This is a genomic window from Simplicispira suum, from assembly GCF_003008595.1.
Taxonomy (GTDB): domain Bacteria; phylum Pseudomonadota; class Gammaproteobacteria; order Burkholderiales; family Burkholderiaceae_C; genus Simplicispira; species Simplicispira suum.
Genome location: NZ_CP027669.1, coordinates 3,575,717 through 3,600,285, shown reverse-complemented (window position 1 = coordinate 3,600,285; position 24,569 = coordinate 3,575,717). Strand labels below are relative to the sequence as shown.

Sequence of the window (24,569 nt, the reverse complement as noted above, 5' to 3'; positions counted from 1 at the left end):
ACCGCGCGAACCCATCGGCGGCTTGCAGCCAAAAGCCGCAGACGACCTCTCATTCACGATCTGCTCTGCGCAAGCGCGTCTGGGTGATTTCGTCACGATCCCCGCGCATGAGAGGCAGCGGCCCAGTGTTGATTTGACGTTGAGGACGCCCTCTGCATAACTCCTCGCGGCGTGTGATAGCACGCCTCAGGCGGTCTGCGGCGTTGCGTTTCACAGCCAATAGCTGCGGCTATTGCCTGCTAAACGCGCCTGGCATCCCATCCCGATCCGCACGACACCCAAAAACGAGTCCACGCCCAACCCACAGGCTGCGCATCTGGGCATTGCGTATACCAGCATTGTCCGGCAGCGATCTGATAAAGCTCATAGGGAGCTCCCATCTTGGGACGGGTCCGGTGCCGGGCCGGGTGGTTCGACCACCTCGTCCAGTCGCCCTGCATAGGCCCGCATGGCTTTCCTCAAAAATGGCACTTGCAGGCTGAAGTTCTTGCACCCATCGCACATCATCAGGTGCAGGTTGAGCGACAGTTTCTCTGTGACCGAGAGCTTGCGTTCCTGAGATTCAGACACCAGGCGGGTGACTTCACGGCAATTCAGCATGCTGTGCCTCCCGGAACGAACCAGCGGTTCTCCAGACATTCCCGAAGGCGCAGGCGCGACCGATGGAGCATCACGTTCAAGTTGGTCGAGCTAATGCCCACCTCGGCACAGATTTCGTGCGAATCGAGTCCCACGTACTCGCGCATCATGAAAACACGGGCCTGTTGACCAGGCAGGCCCTCCAGGCACATCTCGAACACCTTCCAGAATTGCTTGTCATGCAAGGTCTCGGTCGGATTACCCCAGGTAGCGGGACGTTCATCGGGCTCCCACATGCCACGCGCATTGAAGAGCTCGGTGAAATCGGCCTCTTCGTCGACGTCGCCCGTCGACTGCTGCGTAGACACATACCCCTGCCGTTGGCGCTTCCGAAGAATGTCGGTGATCTTGTTCTTGAGGATGGCAAACACCCAGGTCTTGAAGCTGGCCTTGCCGGCAAACGCGGCAGAGCTCTTGAATGCCCCCATCAGTGCTTCCTGAACGGCATCTTCGGCCAGCTGCTGGTCCCCTAGTTGCAAAGACGCGAACTTGACCATTTTCACCCGCAGAGCACGAATCTCAGCGGAATCAACCTCCGGTTCCGAAGCCGTTTGGGCCCTTGCAGCATGCGTCATTTCGCCAGGCTTCATGGTGCGCACCTTTTGGACCGCCGATTGCACACCACGATCCGCCGAGAGAACACGGCACACAAAAGCCCTTGCATGAACAGCTCCGGAAAAAAGATGCGGCGAAATGCAGCGCGAGACCCCTGAGTCCCTCGCAACGATTTTCCCGCAGAAAGCAAGGGGCATGGGACCTGCGGCCAAGGGCGCCCATCCAAGAATGTCCAAACCCATATGCGAACTCCTTGTGTACTGCCCCCCTTGGTCGTCGACAAGCGTTCATTTATTACAGGGTGCTCTTACAGATGGGCAACACCCTCCCCCACCCCAGCATGTCAATGTTCATGCCTTCTTGGCCAAGAGCTGAAGCCTCGGGTGCAAGTATCCCGGAACGGTGGCGACTGCATCTATGCAAGCCCACGCTGTTGGCGAGCACGCCTCAACTCCCAATGCGTTCCGGCAACTGGACATCAGACCGAGCCAGACCATGACCGGCGGCAACGCGGCCCGCCTCGCCTCGCCGGCATCAAAATCATGAAGCAAAATTCCCAGTGGGAGGACGCTCAAGCCCGCCGCCCAGAGACAGGTCCACCACCAGTCCAGGGATCTGACCGGCAACAGCTTGCGACCCAGCCCGGCGGCATGCCCGAGTCCTGGTACCTCTCCCGGCCAGGCACTTCATGCATACGCACGCTGCGTCTGGGATGATGCGGGCCTGTTCATTGCATCAGGAAAGGCGAACATGAACAACGCATTGGTAGGCGTCATGGGGGGAAGTGGGCTCTACGAGATGGAAGCGCTGGAAGATGTGCAGGAGTGGCAGGTCGAGACACCGTTTGGCCCGCCCTCAGATGCCATCATGACAGGCCGGGTCGATGGCGTGGCCGTGGCGTTTTTGGCCCGCCACGGACGCGGGCACCGCCTTATCCCTTCGGAAATTCCCTACCGCGCCAATGTGTTTGCGCTGAAAACGCTGGGCGTGCGCTATTTGATTTCCCTCTCGGCCGTCGGCTCGCTGCGGCAGGACCTGCGCCCGCTCGACATGGTGTTGCCCGATCAGTTCATCGACCTGACCCGGCGGCGCGAATCCACGTTTTTTGGTACTGACGCCGTCGCCCATGTCTCGATGGCGCAGCCCGTGTGCGCGCAGCTCGCCGATGTATTGGCCCGCGCGGTGGTAGTCGCGGGACTGCCGCAGGAGCAGCGGCTGCACCGCGGCGGCACCTATGTCTGCATTGAAGGGCCGCAGTTTTCCACCATGGCCGAATCGCACTGGTACCGCAGCATGGGCGCGAGCGTGATCGGCATGACCAACATGCCGGAGGCAAAGTTAGCGCGCGAGGCGCAAATGGCCTATGCCAGCCTGGCCATGGTCACCGACTACGACTGCTGGAACCCGCGCGAGCCGCATGTCACCTCGGATTTCGCCATTGCCAACCTGATGAAGAATGCCGGCCATGCCCAGCACATTGCGCGCGCTGCCGTGCTGCTGCTCGGCGCCGAGCGGCCCGCATCAGACGCCCACGCTGCCCTGGCGACCGCGCTGGTCAGCCGACGCGAGCACTTGCAGGGTGCGGTGCGCGAACGCGTGGAGAGCTTGCTGGCTTGATGGACGCAGAGCGAAGGCGGCGAATCTCGCCCGCCCGGCCCGATTCGCCCATTCGAGAAGGTTGCTGCGAGACTACGCCGCGTCGTCGCCGCGCGTAAAGATGGCCTGCTGGTTTTTGACTGAGCGCTCGTACTGGCGCGCAATGTTGTCACAGACCAGATCGCACAGGGCATACACCGAGGCATCGGCAATACGGTAGTACACGCTGGTGCCCCGGCTCTCGCGGGTCACAAAGCCCTGTTGCGTCATCAAACTGAGGTGGCGCGAGACATTGGCCGCCGTATAGCCGCAGAGCTGGGCCAGTTCGCCGACGTTGTGCTCACCCTCCCGCAGCAGGTTCAGGATGCGCAGGCGCGTAGGCTCGGCCAGCGTCTGGAAGTACGACGCGACTTGCTGGAGGGCTTCGGGCGGCAGGTTTTTCATGGCTTGGCTTGGCTTGGATCAAGGGACTACGGACAGCCTCCTCGAATGTTGCCATAATACAGCAATTGACTATTTAGTTGTTTGGCTAAATAATCAGTCTCGTAACAAAATTTTGGAGATCCTCATGAAATCCTGGCAACTCGTGCGCCTGCTTGCAGGCACCTTCATTCTTCTTTCCCTTGCGCTGGGGATCCCTGGCAGCCCCGTGTTCGTCAGCATGTGGTTCCTGGCGTTTACGGCCTTTGTGGGCGCCAACCTGCTCCAAAGTGCGCTCACACACTGGTGCCTGCTCGAAACCATGTTGCGCAAGCTGGGCGTACAGCCTGGTTGCTGAACGATCCCTGCACCATCACTGATTTTCTGCACATTCGAACGAGAAGGACTTTGGCATGAGTGAAAACATGGTTCAGATCACGCTGCGACAACAGAAAGACTACCTGTTCGACGTGGATTTTGGCGGCGGCATCCCCGTCCTTGCTGCCGACGAGCCTGTGCCGCTGGGCAGCGGCCAAGGGCCATCGCCAGTCCAGCTGCTGGCCGCTGCGGTAGGCAACTGCTTGTCGGACTCCTTGCTGTTTGCTCTACGCAAGTTCAAGCAGGCGCCCGAGCCGATGGAATGCACGGTGTCGGCCGAAGTCGGCCGCAACGATGACAACCGCCTGCGCGTGCTGAAGATGACGGCCGTTCTGCGCTTGGGGGTTGCCGCCGCGTCGCTGCAGCACCTCGACCGGGTACTGGACCAATTTGAAGCCTACTGCACCGTCACGCAAAGCGTGGGCCAGGGCATTGCCATCGAGTTGCAGGTGATCGATGCCGAGGGCGTGCGGCTGAAATGAATCAACCCCCGTCTCGGGGGCCGTGTCAACGAAAGGGAAATGAAATGTCGCTCAATGTAGGAAGCTGGGATCGCGTACTGCGCGTGGTTGTGGGCCTGGTGCTGATTGCCCTGGCCGCCACGGGTACGGTGGGGCTGTGGGGCTGGATCGGCGTGGTGCCTGTGGCCACGGGGCTGTTTGGCTTCTGCCCGGCGTATTCGCTGCTGGGTATCAAAACCTGCCCGATGAAGAAAAACTAAACAAGTCTAAACAAAAACAGCTGTCAGCGCTTATCCAGTAAGCGCTGACAGCTATATTTTTGATAGTATTTTCGGGATTTTCAACAGACGGGTTGCCTTCGACCCTATCAGCCCAGGGCGGCGATCACGTCTGGCGGCGCCTGCACCAGCTCGATCAACACGCCCTCCCCGGCTATGGGGAATTCCTCATTCGACTTGGGGTGCAGAAAGCAGATGTCGTAGCCTGCCGCGCCCTTGCGCACGCCGCCGGGCGCAAACCGCACACCCTGCGCGGTGAGCCACTCCACGGCCTTGGGCAGGTCGTCGATCCACAGGCCGACGTGGTTGAGCGGCGTGGTGTGGACGGCGGGTTTCTTCTCGGGGTCCAGCGGTTGCATCAAATCGACTTCAACACGCGTGGCACCCCGGCCCATGGTGCAAATGTCCTCATCCACGTTCTCACGCTCGCTTTTGAAGGTACCCGTCATCTCCAGGCCCAGCATGTCGATCCAGAGCCTTTGCAAGCGTGTTTTGTCGAGACCGCCAATAGCGATCTGCTGAATGCCCAGAACTTTGAACGGGCGTGGGGTGATGGTCATGCGGCAACTCCTGTGTCTGCGGTGGCTTGCGCGGTGGCGGTGGTATCGGTGGCGCAGGTGCAGCCGCAGCCGCATCCGCCGGTGCCTGTGGCTGCTGCCGGTTGCTTCGCAGCGGATTGCGCGCGCAAGCCCAGCTTGGCAAGCAGCTGCAGGTCGGCGCTGGCATCGGGGTTGCCGGTGATCAGCAGCTTGTCGCCATAAAAGATCGAATTGGCGCCCGCCAGAAAGCACAGCGCCTGCACGGCTTCGCCGAGTTGCTGGCGACCGGCCGAGAGGCGTACCCGCGCCTTGGGCATGGTGATGCGGGCAACGGCAATGACGCGCACGAAATCCAGCGGATCCACTGGCTCGCTGTCGGCCAATGGCGTGCCGGGCACGCGTACCAGGCTGTTGATGGGCACCGATTCCGGGTAGGGGTTGAGGTTGGCCAGCTGAGCGATCAGTCCGGCGCGGTGCACAGGAGCCTCGCCCATGCCAATGATGCCGCCGCAGCACACCTTGACGCCGGCAGCCCGTACATGGTCCAGCGTATCCAGGCGGTCCTGGTAGGCACGCGTGCTGACCACATCCTGGTAGTACTCGGGAGCGGTGTCGAGGTTGTGGTTGTAGTAGTCGAGCCCCGCCTGCTTGAGCGTTTGCGCCTGGTGCGCTTCGAGCATGCCCAGCGTGGCGCAGGTTTCCAGCCCCAGTCCCTTCACCGCCGTGACGAGTTCGGCCATTTTCTCGATGTCGCGGTCTTTCGGTGCACGCCAGGCGGCGCCCATGCAAAAGCGCGTGGCTCCGGCGTCCTGCGCGGCCCGCGCCGCCTGCAGGACTTCGTCCAGACCCAGCATCTTGCTGGCCTGCACGCCAGTGTCAAACTCAGCCGCCTGCGGGCAGTAGCCGCAGTTTTCGGGGCAGCCACCGGTTTTGACTGACAGCAGCGTGGCCAGCTCGATATCGCCCGCCGGCCAGTGCGCCCGGTGCACGCTTTGTGCCTCGAACAGCAAATCCAGCAGCGGGCGCTCCAGCAGCGCCTGGACCGCCGCAACGGGCCAGGGACCGGTGGCGGCGCGCTGCGGGGTTTGGCGGTGCAGATCGATGGTTTGTGGATGAATACGCTCCGTCACACAAACTCCAGAATCACCTGGTCCACCGTGAGCGACTCGCCTTTGCCCGCCACCAGCTTGCCCACCACGCCGTCTTGCGCGGCCAGAAGCACGTTTTCCATCTTCATGGCTTCAATCACAGCGAGCTTTTCACCCGCCTGCACCTTCTGGCCTTCTTGCACCACCACATCCACCAGCAGGCCCGGCATGGGCGAGAGCAGGAATTTGGAGAGGTCTGGCGGCGCCTTGTACGGCATCAGCGCATGCAGGCGGGCGCCCAGCGGCGAGAGCACCAGGGCTTCAATCTGCGTGCCGTTGTGCGCGACGCGCAGTGCCAGTGGGTTTTTGCCGGCGCCGCGTTCGACCTGGGCGGTAAAGCCCTGGCCGTTGAAGCTGCCTTGGACGCGGCTTTGGCCCAGTGTGGCGGTACTCTCAATTTTGTAGCTGTTAGCGCCCACCTGTACTGCGCTAGAGCCCGATTTGTCTTCAAAATCCGTTACGGCCACGGGGTATTGCTGGTGCTGACCCTCAGCGCCCAGTACCACCACCACAAAGGCTTCGCCCACCTTGACTTCATGCCCGGCCAGCTGGCCGCTGATGCCTGAGGCCCGCGCGCGGTAGCGCCGGTGCATGAAGGCGGCCAGGGCCACCAGGAACAGCGAGTCCTGGTGCGGCACGTCTTCGGCGACGAAGCCATGGGCGTAGTTCTCGGCAATGAACCCGGTGTTGAAGTCGCCTGAGACGAACTTGGGATGCGCCAGCAGCGCGGACTGAAAAGGGATGTTGGTGCTGATGCCGCGAATGACGAACCCATTGAGCGCAGCGCGCATCTTGTGGATGGCGTCGTTGCGGTCCGTGCCGTGCACGATGAGCTTGGCAATCATCGAGTCGTAGAACATCGGGATCTCGCCGCCTTCGTACACGCCGGTGTCCACGCGCACGCCGTATTTTTTTTCCGGCTCGGCCTGGAACATGGTTTCCTCGGGCGGCTGGAAGCGCACCAGCCGGCCGGTGGATGGCAGAAAGCTGCGGAACGGGTCTTCGGCGTTGATACGGCACTCGATGGCCCAGCCTTCGCGCTTGACCTCGGCTTGCGTGAGCGGCAGCGGCTGGCCTGCAGCCACCCGGATCATCAGCTCGACCAGATCAAGGCCCGTGATGCATTCCGTCACCGGGTGCTCCACCTGCAGGCGGGTGTTCATCTCCAGGAAGTAAAAGTCCTGGTCCTTGCCAACAACAAACTCGACGGTGCCTGCGCTCTCGTACTTCACGGCTTTGGCCAGCTGCACCGCCTGCTCGCCCATGGCCCTGCGCGTGGCATCGCTGATAAAAGACGACGGCGCCTCTTCAATGACCTTCTGGTGGCGGCGTTGAATGGAGCACTCGCGTTCGTTCAAATAAATGACGTTGCCCTGGCTGTCGCCCACCACCTGGATTTCGATGTGGCGCGGCTCCTGCACGAACTTTTCGATGAAGATGCGGTCGTCGCCAAAGCTGTTGCGCGCTTCGTTCTGGCAGGCAGTGAAACCTTCAAACGCCTCCTTGTCATTGAACGCGACGCGCAGGCCCTTGCCACCACCGCCGGCGCTCGCCTTGATCATCACCGGGTAGCCAATGCCTTGGGCAATTTCCACCGCTTGATCAGCGCCGGCAATGGCGTCGTTGTGGCCGGGAATGGTGTTGACCTTGGCTTCCAGGGCCAGCTTCTTGGAGGCAATCTTGTCGCCCATGGCGGCGATGGAATGCGCTCTGGGGCCAATGAAGGCAATGCCTTCTTCCTCGCAGCGGCGGGCAAAGGCTTCGTTTTCAGAGAGAAAGCCATAGCCAGGGTGCACGGCTTGCGCGCCTGTCTGCTTGCAAACTTCTATGATCTTTTCAGCCAACAAATAGCTCTCGCGGCTGGGCGCAGCGCCAATGCGTACGGCCTCGTCGGCCAGCTTGACGTGGCGCGCTTCCTTGTCGGCGTCGGAATAGACAGCGACGGTGGCAATGCCCATTTTTTTCGCCGTGGCGATGACTCTGCACGCGATTTCACCTCGGTTGGCGATCAGGATTTTGGTGAACATGATGAATTTCTTTCTAAAGGTTCTGACCCGATACGTGCCGCTCAGAGGGGAATGTTTCCGTGCTTACGCCATGGGTTTTCCAGCTTTTTATCGCGCAGCATGACCAGCGATCGGCAGATGCGCTTCCTAGTCTCGTGCGGCAGGATGACGTCGTCGATAAAGCCACGGGCACCGGCCACAAACGGGTTGGCAAAACGCTCCTTGTATTCCGCTTCGCGGGCAGCCAGCTTGACCGGGTCGTTCTTGTCCTCCCGGAAAATGATTTCCACGGCGCCCTTGGCACCCATCACGGCAATCTCTGCATTCGGCCAGGCCAGGTTCACGTCGCCGCGCAGGTGCTTGGAGCTCATCACATCGTAGGCACCGCCGTAGGCCTTGCGGGTAATGACGGTGATCTTGGGTACGGTGCATTCGGCATAGGCAAACAAGAGCTTGGCGCCGTGTTTGATGATGCCGCTGTACTCCTGCGACGTGCCGGGCATGAAACCGGGCACATCCACAAACGTGAGCACGGGGATGTTGAAGGCATCGCAAAAGCGCACGAAGCGCGCGGCCTTGATGCTCGATTTGATATCCAGGCACCCGGCCAGCACCAGCGGCTGGTTGGCAACAATGCCGACGGTCTGGCCTTCCATGCGGGCCAGACCGATGACGATGTTCTTGGCGTAATCGGGTTGCAGCTCGAAGAAGTCGCCGTCGTCCACCGTTTTGACGATCAGCTCCTTCATGTCGTAGGGCTGGTTGGCGTTGGCCGGTACCAGGGTGTCGAGCGACTTGTCCGCCCGGTCGGCCGGGTCGTTGCTGGGGCGCACAGGAGCCTTTTCGCGGTTGTTCAGCGGCAGGTAGTTGTAGAGGCGGCGCAGCATCAGCAGCGCCTCGACGTCGTTCTCGAACGCCATGTCTGCCACGCCGCTCTTGGTGGTGTGGGTAATGGCGCCGCCCAGTTCCTCGGCCGTGACACTTTCGTGTGTCACGGTTTTCACCACCTCGGGGCCGGTGACGAACATGTAGCTGCTGTCCTTGACCATGAAGATGAAGTCGGTCATGGCGGGCGAATAGACGGCACCGCCAGCGCAAGGCCCCATGATCATGCTGATCTGCGGCACCACACCGCTGGCCATCACGTTGCGCTGGAACACGTCGGCGTAGCCGCCCAGGCTGGCCACCCCCTCCTGGATGCGCGCGCCGCCCGAGTCATTCAGGCCGATCACTGGCGCGCCGACCTTCATGGCCTGGTCCATGACCTTGCAGATTTTCTCGGCATGCGTCTCGGACAGGGCTCCACCAAATACGGTGAAGTCCTGGCTGAAGACAAATGCGAGGCGCCCATTAATGAGGCCGTAGCCGGTGACCACGCCGTCGCCCGGAATCTTGTTGTCCTGCATGCCGAAATCGGTACAGCGGTGCTCGACAAACATGTCCCATTCTTCAAAGGTGCCATCGTCCAGCAGCAGCTCGATGCGCTCGCGCGCCGTGAGCTTGCCCTTGGCATGCTGCGAATCTATGCGCTTTTGCCCGCCGCCCAGGCGGGCCAGCGCGCGCTTTTTCTCCAGTTGATCGAGGATGTCTTGCATGGTCGTCCTTTGAGTGAACCTGTATTGGTTGAATTGCTATTTATTCAATAGCTGACAGCGCTTGCCCTGATTGCGCGGAGAGCAGATTTCTTGCTGCAGTGGAGGCCGCAATGCGCCCCGCCGCCACGTCTTGCTGCAAAGCGGGCAGCAGATTTTTGACTTGCGGATGCTGGCGAAACGCCTGCTTGAGCCCGGCGTCGATGCGCTCCCACATCCAGGCCAGGGCCTGTTTTTCGCGCCGCGTGGCCAGACGGCCGTTGGCCGTTTGCAGCTCGCGGTACTGCGAAACAGCATCCCAAAAACCATCTACGCCCTGTCCCAGCAGCGCGCTGATCTGCAGCACTTTGGGATGCCAGAGCGCCTTGTCGTGGCGCGAGTTTTCGGGGTTTCCATGCTGGCTGAGGATGCGCAGGCTCGAAGTAATTTGCGCATCGGCCCGCATGGCGGCATGGGGGTCGAGATCGGCCTTGTTGATGACCACCAGGTCGGCAATTTCCATCACGCCCTTCTTGATGGCCTGCAGGTCGTCGCCGGCGTTGGGCAGTTGCAGCAACACGAACATGTCGGTCATGCTGGCGGCGGCCGTTTCCGACTGGCCCACGCCCACCGTCTCCACAATCACCACGTCGTAACCCGCCGCCTCGCACACCAGCATGGCCTCGCGCGTTTTCTCTGCGACGCCACCCAGCGTGCCGCTGCTGGGGCTGGGGCGGATGTAGGCCTGGTCATTGACCGACAGGTGCTCCATGCGCGTCTTGTCGCCCAGGATGGAGCCGCCTGAGACGCTGCTCGACGGGTCGATGGTCAGCACCGCCACGCGGTGGCCCTGGGCGATAAGGTACAGGCCCAGCGCCTCGATGAAGGTGGATTTGCCAACGCCCGGCACGCCGCTGATGCCGAGGCGAAACGCCTTGCCGGTGTGCGGCAGCAACGCGGTCAGCAACGCATCGCCCTGGGCGCGGTGGTCGGCACGGGTCGATTCGAGCAGGGTGATGGCCTTGGCGATGGCGCGGCGCTGCTGGGCGGCGCTGCCATGCAGGATGCCGTCGAGAATCGCCGCAGGGATCACACCACTGCCTTGCGAATCTGCTCCAACACGTCCTTGGCGCTGGCGGGGATGGGCGTGCCGGGGCCATAGATGCCCTTGACGCCTGCCTCGTACAGAAATTCGTAGTCCTGCGCCGGAATCACCCCGCCGACAAACACCACGATGTCGTCGGCGCCCTGCGCCTTGAGCGAGGCGATGATGGCCGGCACCAGCGTCTTGTGGCCTGCGGCAAGGGTCGAGACGCCCACGGCGTGCACGTCGTTTTCAATCGCCTGGCGGGCGCATTCCTCGGGGGTCTGGAACAGGGGGCCGATGTCCACGTCAAAGCCCAGGTCGGCAAAGGCCGTGGCCACCACCTTGGCGCCGCGATCGTGCCCGTCCTGGCCCAGTTTGGCGATCATCACGCGCGGGCGGCGGCCTTGTTCTTCGGCAAAGGCGTTGATCTCACCCTTGAGTTGGTCCCAGCCCTCGGCCGAATCGTAAGCAGCAGCGTACACACCAGTCACCTTTTGCGTATCGGCGCGGTGGCGCCCGTAAACTTTTTCCAGCGCATCGCTCACCTCACCCACGGTGGCGCGCAGACGCATGGCCTTGATGGACAGATCCAGCAGATTGCCCTCACCGTTTTCTGCTGCAGAAGTGAGAGCATCCAGCGCTTGATGGACAAGCGCCGGATCGCGTTTTGTCCTGATATTTTTGAGCCGCTCAATCTGGCCGTCGCGCACCTTGACGTTGTCGATCTGCAGGATGTCGACCGGGTCTTCTTTGGCCAGCTTGTACTTGTTGACGCCGACAATCACGTCCTTGCCACTGTCTATGCGGGCTTGTTTCTGTGCTGCCGCAGCTTCGATTTTCAGCTTGGCCCAGCCACTGTCCACGGCCTGCGTCATGCCGCCCATGGCCTCCACTTCTTCAATGATCGCCCACGCGGCATCCATCATGTCCTGTGTGAGCTTTTCCATCATGTAGCTGCCGGCCCAGGGGTCGACCACGTTGGTGATGTGCGTCTCTTCCTGGATGATGAGCTGCGTGTTGCGCGCAATGCGCGAGCTGAACTCGGTGGGCAGTGCAATGGCTTCGTCGAGCGCGTTGGTGTGCAGGCTTTGGGTGCCGCCAAATACCGCCGCCATGGCCTCGATGGTGGTGCGCACGATGTTGTTGTAGGGGTCCTGCTCGGTGAGCGACCAGCCCGAGGTCTGGCAGTGCGTGCGCAGCATCAGGCTCTTGGGGTTCTTGGCGCCGGTTTCCTTCATGATGCGGCACCACAGCAGGCGGGCTGCGCGCATCTTGGCGACTTCAAGGTAGAAGTTCATGCCAATGGCCCAGAAGAACGACAGGCGCCCAGCGAATGCGTCCACATCCAGGCCCGAGGCAATGGCCGTCTTCACGTACTCCTTGCCGTCGGCCAGCGTAAAGGCCAGTTCCAGCGCCTGGTTGGCCCCGGCTTCCTGCATGTGGTAACCCGAGATCGAGATCGAGTTGAACTTGGGCATGCTCCTGGCCGTGTAGCCAATGATGTCGCCGATGATGCGCATCGAGGGCTTGGGCGGGTAGATGTAGGTGTTGCGCACCATGAACTCTTTCAGAATGTCGTTCTGAATGGTTCCCGAGAGTTGGTCTTGCGAAACGCCCTGCTCTTCCGCCGCCACCACGTAGCCCGCCAGCACCGGCAGCACGGCGCCGTTCATGGTCATCGATACGCTGACCTTGTCCAGCGGAATCTGGTCGAACAGAATCTTCATGTCCTCGACCGAATCAATCGCCACGCCCGCCTTGCCCACGTCGCCTGTGACGCGCGGGTGGTCCGAGTCGTAGCCACGGTGTGTGGCCAGGTCGAAGGCCACCGACACCCCCTGCCCACCCGCAGCCAGCGCCTTGCGATAGAAGGCGTTGGACTCTTCAGCGGTGGAGAACCCGGCGTACTGCCGAATCGTCCAGGGGCGTACCGCGTACATGGTGGCCTGCGGGCCGCGCAGGTAGGGCTCAAAGCCTGGCAGCGTGTTGGCATACAGCAGGTTCGCCGTATCTTCTGCGGTGTAGAGCGGCTTGACGGTAATTCCATCAGGCGTCAACCAATTGAGGGCCGAAACGTCGCCACCGGGGGCAGATTTGGCGGCGGCTGCAGCCCAGGCTTCCAGGGATGCAGTAGCAAATTCGGGCGGTTGGTTGGGTTCAGAACTCATGGCGGACAACTCTTTGAAAGGTGGGCGCAGCGGCTACTGCTGTGGGTGCAAAGCGTAGGACCGAAACGCAATGAAGTTTACATCATTTATAATTATTCATTCAAAATATTCCATCCAGCTTACAATCTGCCCATGTCTTCCATCACGCTCACTCCCCGCGCGCTCTACCAGGAGGTGGCTGAGGAACTGCGCCAGCGCATCTTTCGCCGTGAGCTGGAACCTGGAAGCTGGATTGACGAGTTGCGCATTGCCGAAGAGTTTGGCATCAGCCGCACCCCGCTGCGCGAGGCGCTCAAAGTCCTGGCTGCGGAAGGTCTGGTCACCATGAAGGTACGGCGTGGCGCCTACGTCACGGAGATGTCGGAAAAGGATTTGCGCGACGTCTACCATCTGCTCAGCCTGCTGGAAAGTGATTCTGCCGGCGTGGTGGCAAAAACCGCCAAACCAGAGGATTTGCACGCGTTAGAGCAATTGCATGCCGAGTTGGAAACGACAACGGGCGAACGTGACCGGTTTTTTGCCCTGAATGAGCAATTTCACATGCGGCTTTTGGAGTTGTCGGGCAACCGCTGGCGCAGCCAGATGGTGGCTGACTTGCGCAAAGTGATGAAGCTCAACCGCCACAATTCCTTGCTCAAGCAGGGCCGCATAGAAGACTCGCTGAACGAGCACCGCGCCATCATGGCCGCCTTGCTGGCGCGCGATACTGCTGCGGCCGTCGAGGCCATGCAAAGCCACTTTTCGCACGGCTTGGAAGCCGCCGCCTGACGCTCTTCCGGTGTGGCACGCTCCGGCGCTTGCTGATGAGATCAGCGACGTGGCGGTGGTTCTGGGGGCTATGATTTCAGGGTTTTCCCGTACCTTGGCCCCTGTTCCACTGCCGCGGGCCTGACCCCACACTGCCCCATCGATGACCCCTTTTACACCTGACATTTCCTGCGCGCGCACACTTCCCCAGCTTTTCACCCATCGGGTTGCCCTGACCCCCGGCGCTCCGGCGTACCGCCTCTACGACCCTGCCAAGCAGACCTGGTTTGACCTAAGCTGGTCCCAAACCGCAGGGCACGTGGCCTCGTGGACCCAGGCCCTGATTGCCATGCAGTTGCCCCACGGCGCACGCGTGGCCATCTTGCTACCCAACGGTCTGCACGCCGTGTGCGCAGACCAATCCACCCTGGCGGCCGGTTGCGTACCGGTGCCGCTGCACGCCATCGGCAACCCAGGCAGCATTGCGTACATCCTCCAAGATTGCGAGGCCTCCGTGCTCATCGTGAGCCGAGCGGAGCAATGGGACCAGATTCGTGCTGTAGGCACACCCTTTCCGGCGCTTCGCGCTGTGGTGGTAACGGATGAAGATCCGACCTATCCAACGCGCATCGAGGGCCCGGCGCTGGTCTCGCTTGCACAATGGCTGGACGCCACGGGGCAGCCCCTGACTGCACAGGTGGCTATGCCGCCCAGCCCAGATGACCTCGCCGCCATCGTCTACACCTCGGGCACCACCGGCAAACCCAAGGGCGTCATGCTGACGCACCGCAACGTGGTCAGCGATGTGCAGGCCGTGCTCGAACGCATTGCACCCACCCAGGACGACGTTTTTTTGTCGTTCCTGCCGCTGTCGCACACCTTCGAGCGCACGGGGGGCTATTACCTGCCCATCGCGGCGGGTTGCTGCGTGGCATTTGCACGATCGGTGGCGTTGCTGGCCGATGACCTGAAAACCATTCGCCCCACGGTACTGGTCTCGGTGCCGCGCATTTACGAGCGCGTCCACGCCAAGCTGCTCGAAACACTGTCGCCCACACCCTGGAAGATGCAGCTCTATGAAGCCGCGAAGTCCAAGGGCTGGCAGCGCTTTTGCCGTGCGCAGGGCCTGCCGCCGCCTGAGGAAACCCAGAGCGGCTGGATGCACCTGCTGCCCTGGTCTGTGCTGCAGGCCCTGGTGGCAAACCCATTGCTGGCGCAGTTTGGCGGGCGCGTGCGCGTGGCGGTCAGCGGCGGCGCACCGCTCTCGCCCACCATCGCAAAATGCTTTCTCGGCCTGGGCCTGCCGTTGGTGCAGGGTTACGGGATGACAGAAACCTCGCCCGTGGTTTGCGTGAACACGGTGCACGACAACGATCCTGCCAGCGTGGGCCGTGCGCTGCCGGGCGTGGAAGTGCGCATTGGCGAGAACCGCGAGTTGCAGGTGCGTGGTCCCATCGTGATGAAAGGCTACTGGAAGCGCCCCGAAGACACCGCAAAAACCCTGGACGCTGACGGCTGGCTGGGCACCGGGGATCAGGCCGACATCGTGGAAGGCCGCATTTATATCCGAGGGCGCATCAAGGAGATCATCGTCACATCGACCGGCGAGAAAATCCCGCCGGGCGACCTGGAGCTCGCCCTGCAGTCTGACCCCTTGCTCGAACAGACCTTGGTGGTGGGCGAAAACCGACCCTTCATCGCCTGCGTGGCGGTTCTCAAGCGTGACGAATGGCTGCGCCTGGCCGAGGGGCTGGGGCTGGCCCCCCAAGACCCGGACAGCCCGAACAACGCCGCAGTGCACCGCGCCATTTTGGCGCGCATCGAAACCAGCACCGCCAGCTTTCCGCGCTACGCCTTGCCCCGCGCTGTGCACTGCACTCTGGAGCCCTGGACCATAGAAAACGGTTTCATGACGCCCACGCTCAAGCTCAAGCGCAACAATTTGATTGCCTATTTCGCACAAGCCATCGAGGGCATGTACCAAAAACCCGGAGGTCGTTAAGCACAGCTTTGTCCGTGGTCGCATGAGGCCTTGAGTTCATGCGGCCACGGTCTCCCCCGCGCATTCCGTGGCGTAGGCCTGCCCAAACCGGTTGCCTAGAAAATCCTGCAGAGCCACTGTCTCTTGCCCGACAAAGCCCTGCTGCGGCAGCCTGCCCTGCGCTACCAGATCCAGCGCAGTACAGATCCCGGCGGCCGTCGTGCGCTGAATAGCGCTCAGGCGCTGCCCCGTCACTTCGGCCCCGACAATGCGGGCCGAATACGAATCCTGCACCAGCCGCCCGTCCCGCAGGCCCGAGGCACTGGCAAACACCACAATCACGTCCTGCTCGGTGGTCGGAATGGCGGCCTCGAAAATTTCCTTGAGCAGGTCGCGCCGATCACGCAGGCGCAGGTCATTGAGCAGCAGCTTGAGAATGGCGCAATGGCCTGGATAGCGAATGGACTTGTAATCCACCTGTCGCGCTTTGCCCGCCAGGGTTTCGGTCAGCGTGCCCAGGCCGCCCGAGGTGTTGAAGGCCTCGTATTCCACGCCATCGAGCGCAAAGGTTTCCAGGCCGTCGAGCGCTGCAACGGTGGTGGCCTGGCCGTCCACGATGGCTTCGCAGGGGTTGCAGTACTCGTTGATCAAGCCTTCGGTGCTCCAGGTCAGGTTGTAGCGCAGCGCTCCTTGCGGGTAGCGCGGCAGCGCTCCCACGAGCATGCGCAGGCTGTGCAGCTCATCGAAGCGGCGCGCCAGATCGTTCCCGACGATGCCGATGAACCCCGGAGCAAGCCCGCACTGGGGCATGAGCACACTGCGCGCACCCTTGGCCAAGGCGCGAATGGCCTGGGTGCTTTGCACGTCCTCGGTGAGGTCAAAATAATGCACGCCTGCTTGCACGCATTGCGTGGCCACATCCACGGCGCAATGGAAAGGCAACGCGTTGAGTACCGCATAGCGGCCATGAATTGCCTTCTGCAAGGCGGCTTCGTCAGGCGTTGCCAGCGTTTGCAGGCCAAGCGCAGCAACAGCTTTCAGGCGCGCCACGTCGCGGTCAGCCACCAGAACGTCATAGTCGCCGCTGCGTGCAAGCAGCAAAGCCATGGCGAAACCGATGTGGCCGGCGCCCAGGATGGTGATGGAACGGCATTGTGAGGTCATAGTGTGTCTCCTTGTTTTTGTGGGTGGCGCTGTGGCGCGGCACGCTTTGATGCTACGGTCCAAAGATGTCAGTGTGCAGCGCACAAATCGTCAAACAATAGATTAATATTCGTCATAGTGACGAAATGAACCGACGATAAGTATGAACACCCTCTTGGATGGCACCGACCGCCAACTCCTGAGTCTGCTTCAGGCGAATGCCCGTGAGGGCACTGCCGCTCTTGCGCGGAAGCTGGGCTTGGCCCGCACCACCGTTGTGGCCCGCATTGCGCGCTTGGAACGCTCTGGTGTCGTCGCAGGCTATGGTGTGCGCCTGGGAGCATCCATGGACCAAGCCACCGTGCGTGCCTGGTGCAGTCTGAGCGTATTGCCGCAAACAGCCCCAGCCGTCTTGCGCATGCTTGCCGGCATGGTCGAAGTAGAAGAGGTATCGGCCGTCAGCGGCCACTTTGACTACTTGGCATTTCTGCGCTGCATCAGCCACGAGCAACTCGACGGCCTACTTGACCGCATCGGCCAGATGGAGGGCGTCCACAAAACCCAGACCAGCATCGTGCTCAGCCGCAAGATCGACCGGCGCAGCGTGTTGGGGTGAGTGCTGGTTTATTTAGTCAGGAAAACCGTTGGCAACGGCCAGGCTGTCGAAGCAATCTGATCCGCCTGCGAAGTAGCACGCTGCTCGTCGCCGCATATCCCGACACAAACTAAGAAAAGAAAAACCCCACTATCTATTCGATAGCGGGGTTTCCTTATGTGGTCTTGGTGGGACGTGCGGGGGTCGAACCCACGACAAACGGATTAAAAGTCCGCTGCTCTACCAACTGAGCTAACGTCCCGATCTCTGTTGCAAAGCTCTGAATGAGCTGCAGCAAAGCCTTGAATTATACATTTTTTTGCTGCTTCGCCAGCGAGTCTAACATCCAACCTGCGGCACACAGCCCAAAACTTGCGGTGACTGCCACAGTCGAGCCGTAGCCGTGGCAATTGAGCGAACCATCGATCTGTCCGTCGAGTTCGCAGGAGGTATCAGGCTGCATGACCGCTTCACGGCTGAAGACACAGGCAATACCGAAGGGCTTGTTAGGCATGCGCGGCGCGGCGTGGTGCTTGCGCAGGCGGTAGCGAAGCTGTGCAAGCAGGGGGTCGTGCGTGACCTGGGCGAGGTCGTCGACTTCGAGCCGGTGCGCCATGCGCTTGCCTCCAGCCGCGCCGGATGCGATGAACAGCGTTTCGTGGCTTCGCGCCCAGGCGGCCATGGCGGTTTTGGCGTGGACTTGATCACAGGCATCAATGACGCCGTCTACCTGCGCACCTTGCAGGATTTCTGGCCAATTGCCTGGCTCGACGAATTCTTCAATAGAGTGCACGACGCAATCGGGGTGAATGCCGGCAATACGCTCACGCATCGCTAGCACCTTGGCTTGGCCCAGCGTGGAATTGATGGCATGGATTTGCCGGTTGACGTTGGATTCGGCAATATGGTCCAGATCGATCAATGTGAGCTGCCCCACGCCGCTGCGGGCCAGGGCCTCAGCAGCCCAGGAGCCCACGCCACCGATGCCGACGATGGCGATGTGGGCCTGGGCGATGCGGGCAGCGCCGGCCGGTCCATAGAGCCGATCGAGCCCGCCGAACCGGCGGCGCGAATCGATGGCTGCAGGCGCGGTGGCGCTCACTTCATGCGCGCCAACCGCTCCTTGGCGGCCGCTGCTGCCTCCGAGGCGGGATAGACCCGAATCAGGTCCTCAAGCGTTTTGCGCGCTCCGGTGGTCGCCTTGAGTTCCATTTGGCAGTTGGCAATTGACAAGGCGGCTTCAGGTGCACGGGCATGATTGGGTGCGCTGGCCAGCAAGGCCTTGAAGTTGCCGATGGCTTCTTTGTAGTCGCGCGTGGCGTACTGGGCATTGCCCAGCCAGAAACGCGCAGACGGCACGTAACCGCTTTGCGGGAACTGGCGCAGAAAGGCCGCAAAGGCCGTAGCCGCATCAGCAAACTTGCCGGAACGGAACGTGGCAAGTGCTGCTTCGAAGTCTTGCCGCTCGGCCGGCTCGGCGACGAACTCCTGTCCGTCGACTGTGACCTTTCCGGGCTCAAACTTTTTCAGGCGCTCGTTGACGCCTTGCGCGGTTTCCTTTTGCAGGCGCTGCAGTTCGGAGACATCGCGGGCCAATTGCTCGTTCTGCCCGCGCAGCTTGGCCAACTCCACGTGCAGCGCCTCGATCTGGCCTTGCAGATCCAGCAAACTGCGGCGCATCTGGCTGGTGTCTTCGCCCGAGCGACGCAGATCGTCGCCTGCACGCTGGTTCGATTGCTGCAGCGTATCAATGCGCTGGCGCAGTTCGATGATGGCGCGGCGCGCCTCATCGTCTTCAAACAGCGCAGCACGTGCCGGTGTGGCAAGGACCCCAGCCAGTGCAACAACCAGTGCCAAGCCGTAGCCTGTTCTCATCGGTTTTGTTGCCATCGCTTAACGGTATGAGAGCTCGGCGCGACGATTTTGAGCGTAAGCATCTTCGGTGTTGCCCATAGCGGCTGGTTTTTCCTTGCCGAAACTCACGGCTTCCATCTGGCGCTCGGGCACACCCAGCAGCGCCAGCGCGCGGCGCACGGCCTCAGCGCGCTTCTGGCCCAGCGCCAGGTTGTATTCGCTGCCACCGCGCTGGTCGGTGTTGCCTTCGATCACCAAGTTGCGGTTGGGGTTGGCTTTGAGAAAACGTGCGTGCCCTTCGATCAAGGCCTGGAAATCGGGCTTGATCACATAGCTGTCGTAATCGAAATAAATGACACGGGCAATGCCCACCGGCCCGGCCGCGTCACGCGCTGATGCATTGAGGTCCACACCCTGGACACCGCTTTGCCCGGCGCTGCCGCTGTTGGCACCGTTGTTGGTGGTGGACAGCGGCGCGCCGGCCTTGTCGTCAACTGGCACATTGTCGAGGTCGACACCCGAACTGCAGCCTGCCAGCACAACGAGTGCTGCTGCCAAGTACGAAATACGTTTGATCATCTGAGTTACTCCTGAGCCCTGAAAATGGATTGGATAGAGAGGAAATTCATTGGTTCTGGAACGGGCCCCAGTCGGGCTCGCGCAGGTCACCGCCCTGCCCTGCCAGCCGCGCTTTGATCTTGCCATCAAGCGTGGTAGTCATGAGTGCTTCACGGCCTTGCTGCTGGGTGGCGTAGACGATCAAGCGGCTGTTGGGCGCGAAGCTCGGACTCTCGTCTGCCGTCGTGTCGGTGATGGCACGTATGCTGCCATTGGTCAGATCCATGACATGCAGCTTGAATCCGCCCCCAGCACGGGAGATATAGGCGAGCCAGCGTCCATCGGGGCTGAGCGCGGGAGAAATGTTGTAGCTGCCGTCAAAAGTTACGCGCTCGGGGTTGCCACCGCTGGCGGGCATTCGGTAAATCTGCGGCGCACCGCCCCGGTCACTGACGAAATAAATCGTTCGCCCGTCGGGCGCATACAGGGGCTCGGTGTCAATCCCGGCGCTCTGGATCAGTCGGCGTGGTTCACCGCCATTGGCATCAATGGTGTAGATCTGCGAGTTGCCGTCGCGGCTAAGCGTGACGGCCAGCGACTTGCCATCTGGCGCCCAGGCAGGCGCGCTGTTGGAGCCGCGGAAATTGGCAATCAGGCGCCGACGGCCGGTGGCGACGTCGTGCACGTACACCACGGGCTTGCGCGACTCAAACGACACGTACGCGATTTGCCGGCCGTTCGGTGACCAAGCGGGCGAAATAATGGGCTCGGGACTGGCAAGAGCAGTCTGGGCGTTTTCGCCATCTGCATCGGCCACCCATAGGGTATGGCGCGCGCCCGACTTGGTGACGTAGGTCAGTCGCGTGGAGAAAACACCCTTGTCGCCCGTGAGTTTTTCGTAAACAAAATCGGCGATGCGGTGCGCCACCAGGCGCAGGTCGGCCTGAACAATGACATAGCTCTGTCCACCGAGATCTTGCCCGCGCACCACGTCCCAGAGACGAAAGCGGATGTCATAGCGCCCGTCGGCAAGGCGTGTAATGCTGCCGCTGACCAGCGAATCGGCGCTCTTTTGCCGCCACAGGGCGACGTCTGGGCGGGAGGTCTCGTCCAATGCGGCGCCACTGGCGTCCACGGCGCGAAACTGACCACTGCGCTCCAGGTCGGCCTGCACGATGGCCGATATTTTTTGCGGAGACTGGGCTTCGCCGCGAAATGGTGCAATGGCAATGGGCAGTTGGGTCAGCCCGATGCCCGACACCTCAACGCGGAACTGTGCCAGCGCAGGAACGGCAGCGAGGGAACCAAGGGTGGCGAGCGCCGCGCGGCGCGAACTCGTCAATGAGTGTGGGATAGGCAATGTTGGGATAGTCATTCGCAAATGGCAGCAGCCGGTCAAGGGCCGGCTATCAGGGCTGAATGTTACACACTGGCGCCGCCTACCCTTGTCACAAAACGTTGAAGGGCGCGCGAAAAGTAGAATTGGCAGCACATGCCTTCATCCGATCCTGGCGCCACGGCGCCGCACAAGAGCGCGCCAACGCCCTCTCCAGCGCTCTCTTCCGCGCCCCTGCTGGCGCGGCTCGCCCGCCTCTCGGACTATTTTCGTGGGCAGCGCCTGGCCTGGACCGTGGCGGTGGTCGCCACCTTGATTGGCGCCATCACCGAACCGCTGATTCCCGCCCTGCTCAAGCCTTTGCTGGACCGTGGCTTCACGCAGGGCAATTTGCAGCTCTGGATGGTGCCGCTGGCGATCATGGGTGTTTTTCTGGTGCGCGGGCTGGCGCAATTTGTCGGCCAGTATGCGCTGGCGCGCATCGCCAATGACGGCATGCTGATCCTCAGGGAAACGCTTTTTGCGCGCCTGCTGGCCGCCGACATGGCGCTTTTTTCCCGGCAATCGGCCAGCAGCCTTTCGAACACCGTAGTGTACGAAGTGCAAACCGGCGCCACGCTGCTGGTGCAGGCCTTGCTGGGGCTCTCGCGCGACGGTTTTACGCTGCTGGCACTGCTGGGCTATCTGCTGTACCTCAACTGGCAGCTGACATTGATCGTAGGCCTGGTTGTGCCGGGCGTAGCCTGGATCATGAAAACACTCTCGCGCCGGCTCTACCGCATCACCAAAACCAGCCAGCAGGCCACCGATGCCCTGGCCTACGTGGTTGAAGAAAATGTGCTGGCGCACCGCATGGTGCGCTTGCACGCGGCGCAGCCGGGCCAGTCGGAGCGGTTTGGGGCTCTCAGCCGGAACCTGCGCGGCCTGGCAATCAAGGCCACCATCGCCTCGGCTGCCATGACGCCCCTGACCCAACTGCTGGCCGCAGCCGCACTCTCTGCGGTGATCTGCACGGCCCTGTGGCAAAGCCGAGGGGCGGCGACGCAGGATGTGACGGTGGGGGGCTTTGTCGCCTTCATCACCGCCATGCTGATGCTGATTGCCCCCATCCGCCGGCTGGCCGACGTGGCCAACCCGATCACCCGCGGCGTGGCGGCATTGGAGCGCGGCTTGGCCCTGCTGGGCGAGACACCCGCAGAAACCGGCGGCAGCCACACCAGTGCGCGGGCGCAGGGGGCCATTGTGTTTGACCAGGTGAGCGTGGCCTTTGCGGCCGACCGTCCTCCGGCGCTGGACCGGGTCAGTTTTTCCGTCAAACCGGGCGAAATCATTGCCCTGGTCGGCCCCTCGGGCGCCGGAAAAACCACCCTGGTCAACCTGTTGCCACGTTTTGTCGCCTGTGATCAGGGGCAAGTGCTGCTCGACGGCCACGCGCTGGAGCAGTGGGACCTGCAAAGCCTACGGGCCCAGTTTGCATTGGTCAGCCAGGACGTGGTGATGTTCAACGACACGCTGGCGGCCAATGTGGCGTTGGGTGGTCCGCTGGACACGCAGCGCGTCAGCGACTGCCTGGCCGCAGCCAATCTGGCCGAGCATGTGGCCGGCCTGCCGCAGGGTATGCATACGCAGGTGGGGCACAACGCGGTACAGCTTTCGGGAGGGCAGCGCCAGCGCCTGGCCATTGCCCGCGCGCTGTACAAGGACGCCCCGATTCTGATCCTCGATGAAGCCACCTCGGCGCTCGACACGGAATCAGAGCGCTTGGTGCAGGAAGCGCTGGCGCGCCTGATGCGTGGCCGAACCACCCTCGTGATCGCACACCGGCTCTCGACCATTGAGCACGCCGACCGTGTCGTGGTGATGGATCGCGGCCGGGTGGCAGAGCAAGGCTCACACCAGGAGCTGATGCAAGCGGGCGGCCTGTATGCACGCCTTCAGTCGCGGCCCGAGGCGGCCAACGCGCCCGCCTGACTACCAGCGGCCGCGTTGCGGCTGACGGCGCCGGATCGCATCGGCAATGGCTTTTGCGAGATCCTTGCGTTCGGCCCGCAGCGCAAAGTCCACGGCATTCAGACGCAACTGATTGCGCAGCGATGGGTCGGCGCCCTCACGCAACAATAGCGCCACCGATTCGTCGGTACCGTACTGGGCCGCCATCATCAACGGGGTACTTCCATTGGGGGAAGCTGCGTCAATGTAGGCGTAGTGCTCCAGCAGCAGGGAAATGATTTCGACCTGGTAAGAGCTGGTTCCAGACGCTGCGTAGTGCAAGGCGGTCCAGCCCGGATGGTTCACGTCGGCGTCCAGCCCCAGCAACGTTCGCACCATGTCGCTCTGCCCACGCAGGGCCGCAAGCATCAGAGCCGTCTCTTTATTGGCATTGCGTGCGTTGACGTCAAGGTTCGGTGCACGCAACAGAGCAGCGGCGGCGCGCAAGGAGTCCGCCAAGATGGCCACGCACAGGCCGGGCTGGCCTTTGGCGTCGGTGGTGTTGGGATCAAACCCGCGGCGCAACAACGACTCTACGGTGATGCCATCATCGCGCTGGATAGCGACAAAAAAATCTTCGTACGAGCCTGCGCTGGCCACCTGCCCAAACGCCAGCAGACCCAGAACGAAGATGCTGCGCCGAGCGATCATGCCTGCGCCCTGGCAAACAGCCGTTCAAAGTTGCGGCTGGTGGTTTCTGCCACCGCCTCCACCGCAAGAGCGCGCACCTGTGCTACCTGATGCGCCACATGCGGCACGTAGGCAGGCGAATTGGTTTTTCCGCGAAACGGCACGGGGGCAAGGTAGGGGCTGTCGGTCTCAATCAGCATGCGGTCCATCGGAACAAAAGCCACCACGTCGCGCAATGCTTGCGCACTCTTGAAGGTGATGATTCCAGAAAATGAAATGTAGTAGCCCAGATCCAACGCGGCCCGGGCTACTTCGCTCGATTCGGTGAAGCAGTGAAACACCCCGCCCGCGCGGTTCCCGGCGCCGTCTTCCCCTTCTTCGCGCAGGATAGCCAGGGTGTCCTCTGATGCGCTGCGGGTATGGATGATCAGGGGCAGGCCAGCGGCGCGCGCGGCGCGGATATGGGTGCGAAAGCGATCACGCTGCCACTCCAGATCGGCAATGCTGCGCCCACCCTTTCGATCCTCCATGCCGTAGTAATCAAGCCCGGTTTCACCAATGGCCACCACGCGCGGCAGAGCGGCGCGCTCGAGCAAATCCTGGACCGTGGGCTCCTGCACGCCCTCGTTGTCGGGGTGCACACCCACCGAGCACCAGAAGTTGCTGTAGCCCGTTGCCAGCGCGTGGACCTGGGGGAATTCTTCCAGCGTGGTGCAGATGCACAAGGCCCGATCCACCTGCGCCGCGTTCATGGCTTGGCGGATGGCTGGCAGCTGCTCGGCCAGTTCAGGAAAACTCAAATGACAGTGGGAATCGATAAACATGCGTGCGGCGCGCCGAAAACGGAAGTTGAGCCGCCGCTGTCAACAGATGCGGCTGCAAAGTATCAG

24 protein-coding genes and 1 tRNA gene are annotated in these 24,569 nt (G+C 62.0%); 8 read left to right on the top strand and 17 right to left on the bottom strand.

The window, feature by feature from the left end; genetic code table 11:
* Nucleotides 1–363 precede the first annotated feature (363 nt).
* Both C6571_RS16650 and C6571_RS16645 read right to left on the bottom strand, forming a co-directional pair.
* Nucleotides 364–600 carry a zf-HC2 domain-containing protein gene (locus C6571_RS16650; RefSeq protein WP_106447679.1) on the bottom strand — a complete coding sequence of 79 codons (237 nt, stop codon included), beginning with the start codon at nucleotides 598–600 and terminating at the stop codon, nucleotides 364–366.
* Nucleotides 594–1,436: a sigma-70 family RNA polymerase sigma factor gene (locus C6571_RS16645; protein WP_245901320.1), complete on the bottom strand. Its 843-nt coding sequence runs from the start codon at nucleotides 1,434–1,436 to the stop codon at nucleotides 594–596. The genes C6571_RS16650 and C6571_RS16645 overlap by 7 nt, the downstream gene beginning before the upstream one ends.
* A 508-nt stretch (nucleotides 1,437–1,944) precedes the next feature.
* On the opposite strand from C6571_RS16645, the gene mtnP reads away from it, so the two are divergent.
* Nucleotides 1,945–2,811, top strand: coding sequence for an S-methyl-5'-thioadenosine phosphorylase (mtnP, locus tag C6571_RS16640; RefSeq protein ID WP_106447678.1), 867 nt, complete (start codon nucleotides 1,945–1,947; stop codon nucleotides 2,809–2,811).
* 72 nt (nucleotides 2,812–2,883) lie between these two features.
* Here the strand turns inward: mtnP and C6571_RS16635 are convergent, their stop codons facing one another.
* Nucleotides 2,884–3,234 carry an ArsR/SmtB family transcription factor gene (locus C6571_RS16635; protein ID WP_106447677.1) on the bottom strand — a complete coding sequence of 117 codons (351 nt, stop codon included), beginning with the start codon at nucleotides 3,232–3,234 and terminating at the stop codon, nucleotides 2,884–2,886.
* A gap of 124 nt (nucleotides 3,235–3,358) precedes the next feature.
* On the opposite strand from C6571_RS16635, the gene C6571_RS16630 reads away from it, so the two are divergent.
* The 3 genes from C6571_RS16630 to C6571_RS16620 are packed head-to-tail and all read left to right on the top strand — an operon-like array spanning nucleotide 3,359 to nucleotide 4,309.
* Entirely contained in the window at nucleotides 3,359–3,568 is a 210-nt protein-coding gene (locus C6571_RS16630; protein WP_106447676.1) for a YgaP family membrane protein, read from the top strand.
* A 55-nt stretch (nucleotides 3,569–3,623) separates the two neighbouring features.
* Nucleotides 3,624–4,070 carry an OsmC family protein gene (locus C6571_RS16625; RefSeq protein ID WP_106447675.1) on the top strand — a complete coding sequence of 149 codons (447 nt, stop codon included), beginning with the start codon at nucleotides 3,624–3,626 and terminating at the stop codon, nucleotides 4,068–4,070.
* A gap of 44 nt (nucleotides 4,071–4,114) precedes the next feature.
* Nucleotides 4,115–4,309, top strand: a complete 195-nt coding sequence (locus C6571_RS16620) for a YgaP family membrane protein (RefSeq protein WP_106447674.1) — start codon at nucleotides 4,115–4,117, stop codon at nucleotides 4,307–4,309.
* A gap of 107 nt (nucleotides 4,310–4,416) precedes the next feature.
* Here the strand turns inward: C6571_RS16620 and C6571_RS16615 are convergent, their stop codons facing one another.
* Genes C6571_RS16615 through scpA form a run of 6 tightly spaced genes read right to left on the bottom strand, consistent with a single transcriptional unit; the run spans nucleotide 4,417 to nucleotide 12,846 of the window.
* Complete coding sequence (locus C6571_RS16615) at nucleotides 4,417–4,887, bottom strand: VOC family protein (RefSeq protein WP_211300663.1); 471 nt, start codon at nucleotides 4,885–4,887, stop codon at nucleotides 4,417–4,419.
* Nucleotides 4,884–5,996 (bottom strand): biotin synthase BioB, encoded by a 1,113-nt coding sequence (gene bioB / locus C6571_RS16610; protein WP_106447673.1) that lies wholly within the window; start codon nucleotides 5,994–5,996, stop codon nucleotides 4,884–4,886. Before bioB ends, C6571_RS16615 begins: the two co-directional genes overlap by 4 nt.
* A complete protein-coding gene (locus C6571_RS16605; RefSeq protein WP_106447672.1) occupies nucleotides 5,993–8,041 on the bottom strand; it encodes an acetyl-CoA carboxylase biotin carboxylase subunit in 2,049 nt (682 codons plus the stop codon). Before C6571_RS16605 ends, bioB begins: the two co-directional genes overlap by 4 nt.
* A gap of 41 nt (nucleotides 8,042–8,082) precedes the next feature.
* Entirely contained in the window at nucleotides 8,083–9,615 is a 1,533-nt protein-coding gene (locus C6571_RS16600; RefSeq protein WP_106447671.1) for an acyl-CoA carboxylase subunit beta, read from the bottom strand.
* A gap of 40 nt (nucleotides 9,616–9,655) precedes the next feature.
* The gene (gene meaB, locus C6571_RS16595; protein ID WP_106447670.1) at nucleotides 9,656–10,684 is read right to left on the bottom strand and encodes a methylmalonyl Co-A mutase-associated GTPase MeaB; all 1,029 of its coding nucleotides are present in this window, start codon (nucleotides 10,682–10,684) and stop codon (nucleotides 9,656–9,658) included.
* Entirely contained in the window at nucleotides 10,681–12,846 is a 2,166-nt protein-coding gene (gene scpA, locus C6571_RS16590; protein WP_106447669.1) for a methylmalonyl-CoA mutase, read from the bottom strand. The genes meaB and scpA overlap by 4 nt, the downstream gene beginning before the upstream one ends.
* 132 nt (nucleotides 12,847–12,978) lie before the next feature.
* Here scpA and C6571_RS16585 point away from each other — a divergent pair, with 132 nt between their 5' ends.
* Both C6571_RS16585 and C6571_RS16580 read left to right on the top strand, forming a co-directional pair.
* Nucleotides 12,979–13,614: a GntR family transcriptional regulator gene (locus tag C6571_RS16585; RefSeq protein ID WP_106447668.1), complete on the top strand. Its 636-nt coding sequence runs from the start codon at nucleotides 12,979–12,981 to the stop codon at nucleotides 13,612–13,614.
* A gap of 142 nt (nucleotides 13,615–13,756) precedes the next feature.
* The gene (locus tag C6571_RS16580) at nucleotides 13,757–15,595 is read left to right on the top strand and encodes an AMP-dependent synthetase/ligase (protein WP_106447667.1); all 1,839 of its coding nucleotides are present in this window, start codon (nucleotides 13,757–13,759) and stop codon (nucleotides 15,593–15,595) included.
* A 36-nt stretch (nucleotides 15,596–15,631) separates the two neighbouring features.
* On the opposite strand, the gene C6571_RS16575 is transcribed toward C6571_RS16580, so the two are convergent.
* Complete coding sequence (locus tag C6571_RS16575; protein ID WP_106447666.1) at nucleotides 15,632–16,738, bottom strand: saccharopine dehydrogenase family protein; 1,107 nt, start codon at nucleotides 16,736–16,738, stop codon at nucleotides 15,632–15,634.
* 142 nt (nucleotides 16,739–16,880) lie between these two features.
* Here C6571_RS16575 and C6571_RS16570 point away from each other — a divergent pair, with 142 nt between their 5' ends.
* Nucleotides 16,881–17,333, top strand: a complete 453-nt coding sequence (locus C6571_RS16570) for an Lrp/AsnC family transcriptional regulator (protein ID WP_106447665.1) — start codon at nucleotides 16,881–16,883, stop codon at nucleotides 17,331–17,333.
* Nucleotides 17,334–17,498: 165 nt separating this feature from the next.
* On the opposite strand, the gene C6571_RS16565 is transcribed toward C6571_RS16570, so the two are convergent.
* From C6571_RS16565 to tolB, 5 genes are all read right to left on the bottom strand, one after another.
* Nucleotides 17,499–17,574: transfer RNA gene (locus tag C6571_RS16565), tRNA-Lys, on the bottom strand.
* Nucleotides 17,575–17,619: 45 nt separating this feature from the next.
* Nucleotides 17,620–18,414, bottom strand: a complete 795-nt coding sequence (locus C6571_RS16560) for a tRNA threonylcarbamoyladenosine dehydratase (protein ID WP_245901319.1) — start codon at nucleotides 18,412–18,414, stop codon at nucleotides 17,620–17,622.
* Nucleotides 18,411–19,187, bottom strand: coding sequence for a tol-pal system protein YbgF (ybgF, locus tag C6571_RS16555; RefSeq protein ID WP_245901562.1), 777 nt, complete (start codon nucleotides 19,185–19,187; stop codon nucleotides 18,411–18,413). The genes C6571_RS16560 and ybgF overlap by 4 nt, the downstream gene beginning before the upstream one ends.
* A gap of 18 nt (nucleotides 19,188–19,205) precedes the next feature.
* Nucleotides 19,206–19,745 (bottom strand): peptidoglycan-associated lipoprotein Pal, encoded by a 540-nt coding sequence (gene pal, locus C6571_RS16550; RefSeq protein WP_106447663.1) that lies wholly within the window; start codon nucleotides 19,743–19,745, stop codon nucleotides 19,206–19,208.
* Between the two features lie 46 nt (nucleotides 19,746–19,791).
* Nucleotides 19,792–21,099: a Tol-Pal system beta propeller repeat protein TolB gene (gene tolB / locus C6571_RS16545; RefSeq protein WP_106447662.1), complete on the bottom strand. Its 1,308-nt coding sequence runs from the start codon at nucleotides 21,097–21,099 to the stop codon at nucleotides 19,792–19,794.
* 117 nt (nucleotides 21,100–21,216) lie between these two features.
* Here tolB and msbA point away from each other — a divergent pair, with 117 nt between their 5' ends.
* Nucleotides 21,217–23,031 carry a lipid A export permease/ATP-binding protein MsbA gene (gene msbA, locus C6571_RS16540; protein WP_106447661.1) on the top strand — a complete coding sequence of 605 codons (1,815 nt, stop codon included), beginning with the start codon at nucleotides 21,217–21,219 and terminating at the stop codon, nucleotides 23,029–23,031.
* Here the strand turns inward: msbA and C6571_RS16535 are convergent, their stop codons facing one another.
* Both C6571_RS16535 and C6571_RS16530 read right to left on the bottom strand, forming a co-directional pair.
* On the bottom strand, nucleotides 23,032–23,700 hold the full coding sequence (locus C6571_RS16535) for an ankyrin repeat domain-containing protein (RefSeq protein ID WP_106447660.1): 669 nt from the start codon (nucleotides 23,698–23,700) through the stop codon (nucleotides 23,032–23,034).
* The gene (locus C6571_RS16530) at nucleotides 23,697–24,503 is read right to left on the bottom strand and encodes a TatD family hydrolase (protein WP_106447659.1); all 807 of its coding nucleotides are present in this window, start codon (nucleotides 24,501–24,503) and stop codon (nucleotides 23,697–23,699) included. The genes C6571_RS16535 and C6571_RS16530 overlap by 4 nt, the downstream gene beginning before the upstream one ends.
* Between the last annotated feature and the right edge of the window lie 66 nt (nucleotides 24,504–24,569).

Excerpts from the sequence above, each read along its gene's own strand:
- C6571_RS16580 (WP_106447667.1), top strand. The coding sequence starts at position 13,757 with ATGACCCCTTTTACACCTGACATTTCCTGCGCGCGCACACTTCCCCAG.
- C6571_RS16615 (WP_211300663.1), bottom strand. The coding sequence starts at position 4,887 with ATGACCATCACCCCACGCCCGTTCAAAGTTCTGGGCATTCAGCAGATC.
- C6571_RS16625 (WP_106447675.1), top strand. The coding sequence starts at position 3,624 with ATGAGTGAAAACATGGTTCAGATCACGCTGCGACAACAGAAAGACTAC.
- C6571_RS16570 (WP_106447665.1), top strand. The coding sequence starts at position 16,881 with ATGAACACCCTCTTGGATGGCACCGACCGCCAACTCCTGAGTCTGCTT.
- C6571_RS16585 (WP_106447668.1), top strand. The coding sequence starts at position 12,979 with ATGTCTTCCATCACGCTCACTCCCCGCGCGCTCTACCAGGAGGTGGCT.
- scpA (WP_106447669.1), bottom strand. The coding sequence starts at position 12,846 with ATGAGTTCTGAACCCAACCAACCGCCCGAATTTGCTACTGCATCCCTG.
- C6571_RS16575 (WP_106447666.1), bottom strand. The coding sequence starts at position 16,738 with ATGACCTCACAATGCCGTTCCATCACCATCCTGGGCGCCGGCCACATC.
- C6571_RS16530 (WP_106447659.1), bottom strand. The coding sequence starts at position 24,503 with ATGTTTATCGATTCCCACTGTCATTTGAGTTTTCCTGAACTGGCCGAG.
- C6571_RS16630 (WP_106447676.1), top strand. The coding sequence starts at position 3,359 with ATGAAATCCTGGCAACTCGTGCGCCTGCTTGCAGGCACCTTCATTCTT.
- tolB (WP_106447662.1), bottom strand. The coding sequence starts at position 21,099 with ATGACTATCCCAACATTGCCTATCCCACACTCATTGACGAGTTCGCGC.
- C6571_RS16645 (WP_245901320.1), bottom strand. The coding sequence starts at position 1,436 with ATGGGTTTGGACATTCTTGGATGGGCGCCCTTGGCCGCAGGTCCCATG.
- C6571_RS16620 (WP_106447674.1), top strand. The coding sequence starts at position 4,115 with ATGTCGCTCAATGTAGGAAGCTGGGATCGCGTACTGCGCGTGGTTGTG.
- C6571_RS16635 (WP_106447677.1), bottom strand. The coding sequence starts at position 3,234 with ATGAAAAACCTGCCGCCCGAAGCCCTCCAGCAAGTCGCGTCGTACTTC.
- ybgF (WP_245901562.1), bottom strand. The coding sequence starts at position 19,187 with ATGAGAACAGGCTACGGCTTGGCACTGGTTGTTGCACTGGCTGGGGTC.
- C6571_RS16650 (WP_106447679.1), bottom strand. The coding sequence starts at position 600 with ATGCTGAATTGCCGTGAAGTCACCCGCCTGGTGTCTGAATCTCAGGAA.
- C6571_RS16600 (WP_106447671.1), bottom strand. The coding sequence starts at position 9,615 with ATGCAAGACATCCTCGATCAACTGGAGAAAAAGCGCGCGCTGGCCCGC.
- pal (WP_106447663.1), bottom strand. The coding sequence starts at position 19,745 with ATGATCAAACGTATTTCGTACTTGGCAGCAGCACTCGTTGTGCTGGCA.
- C6571_RS16605 (WP_106447672.1), bottom strand. The coding sequence starts at position 8,041 with ATGTTCACCAAAATCCTGATCGCCAACCGAGGTGAAATCGCGTGCAGA.
- msbA (WP_106447661.1), top strand. The coding sequence starts at position 21,217 with ATGCCTTCATCCGATCCTGGCGCCACGGCGCCGCACAAGAGCGCGCCA.
- C6571_RS16535 (WP_106447660.1), bottom strand. The coding sequence starts at position 23,700 with ATGATCGCTCGGCGCAGCATCTTCGTTCTGGGTCTGCTGGCGTTTGGG.
- mtnP (WP_106447678.1), top strand. The coding sequence starts at position 1,945 with ATGAACAACGCATTGGTAGGCGTCATGGGGGGAAGTGGGCTCTACGAG.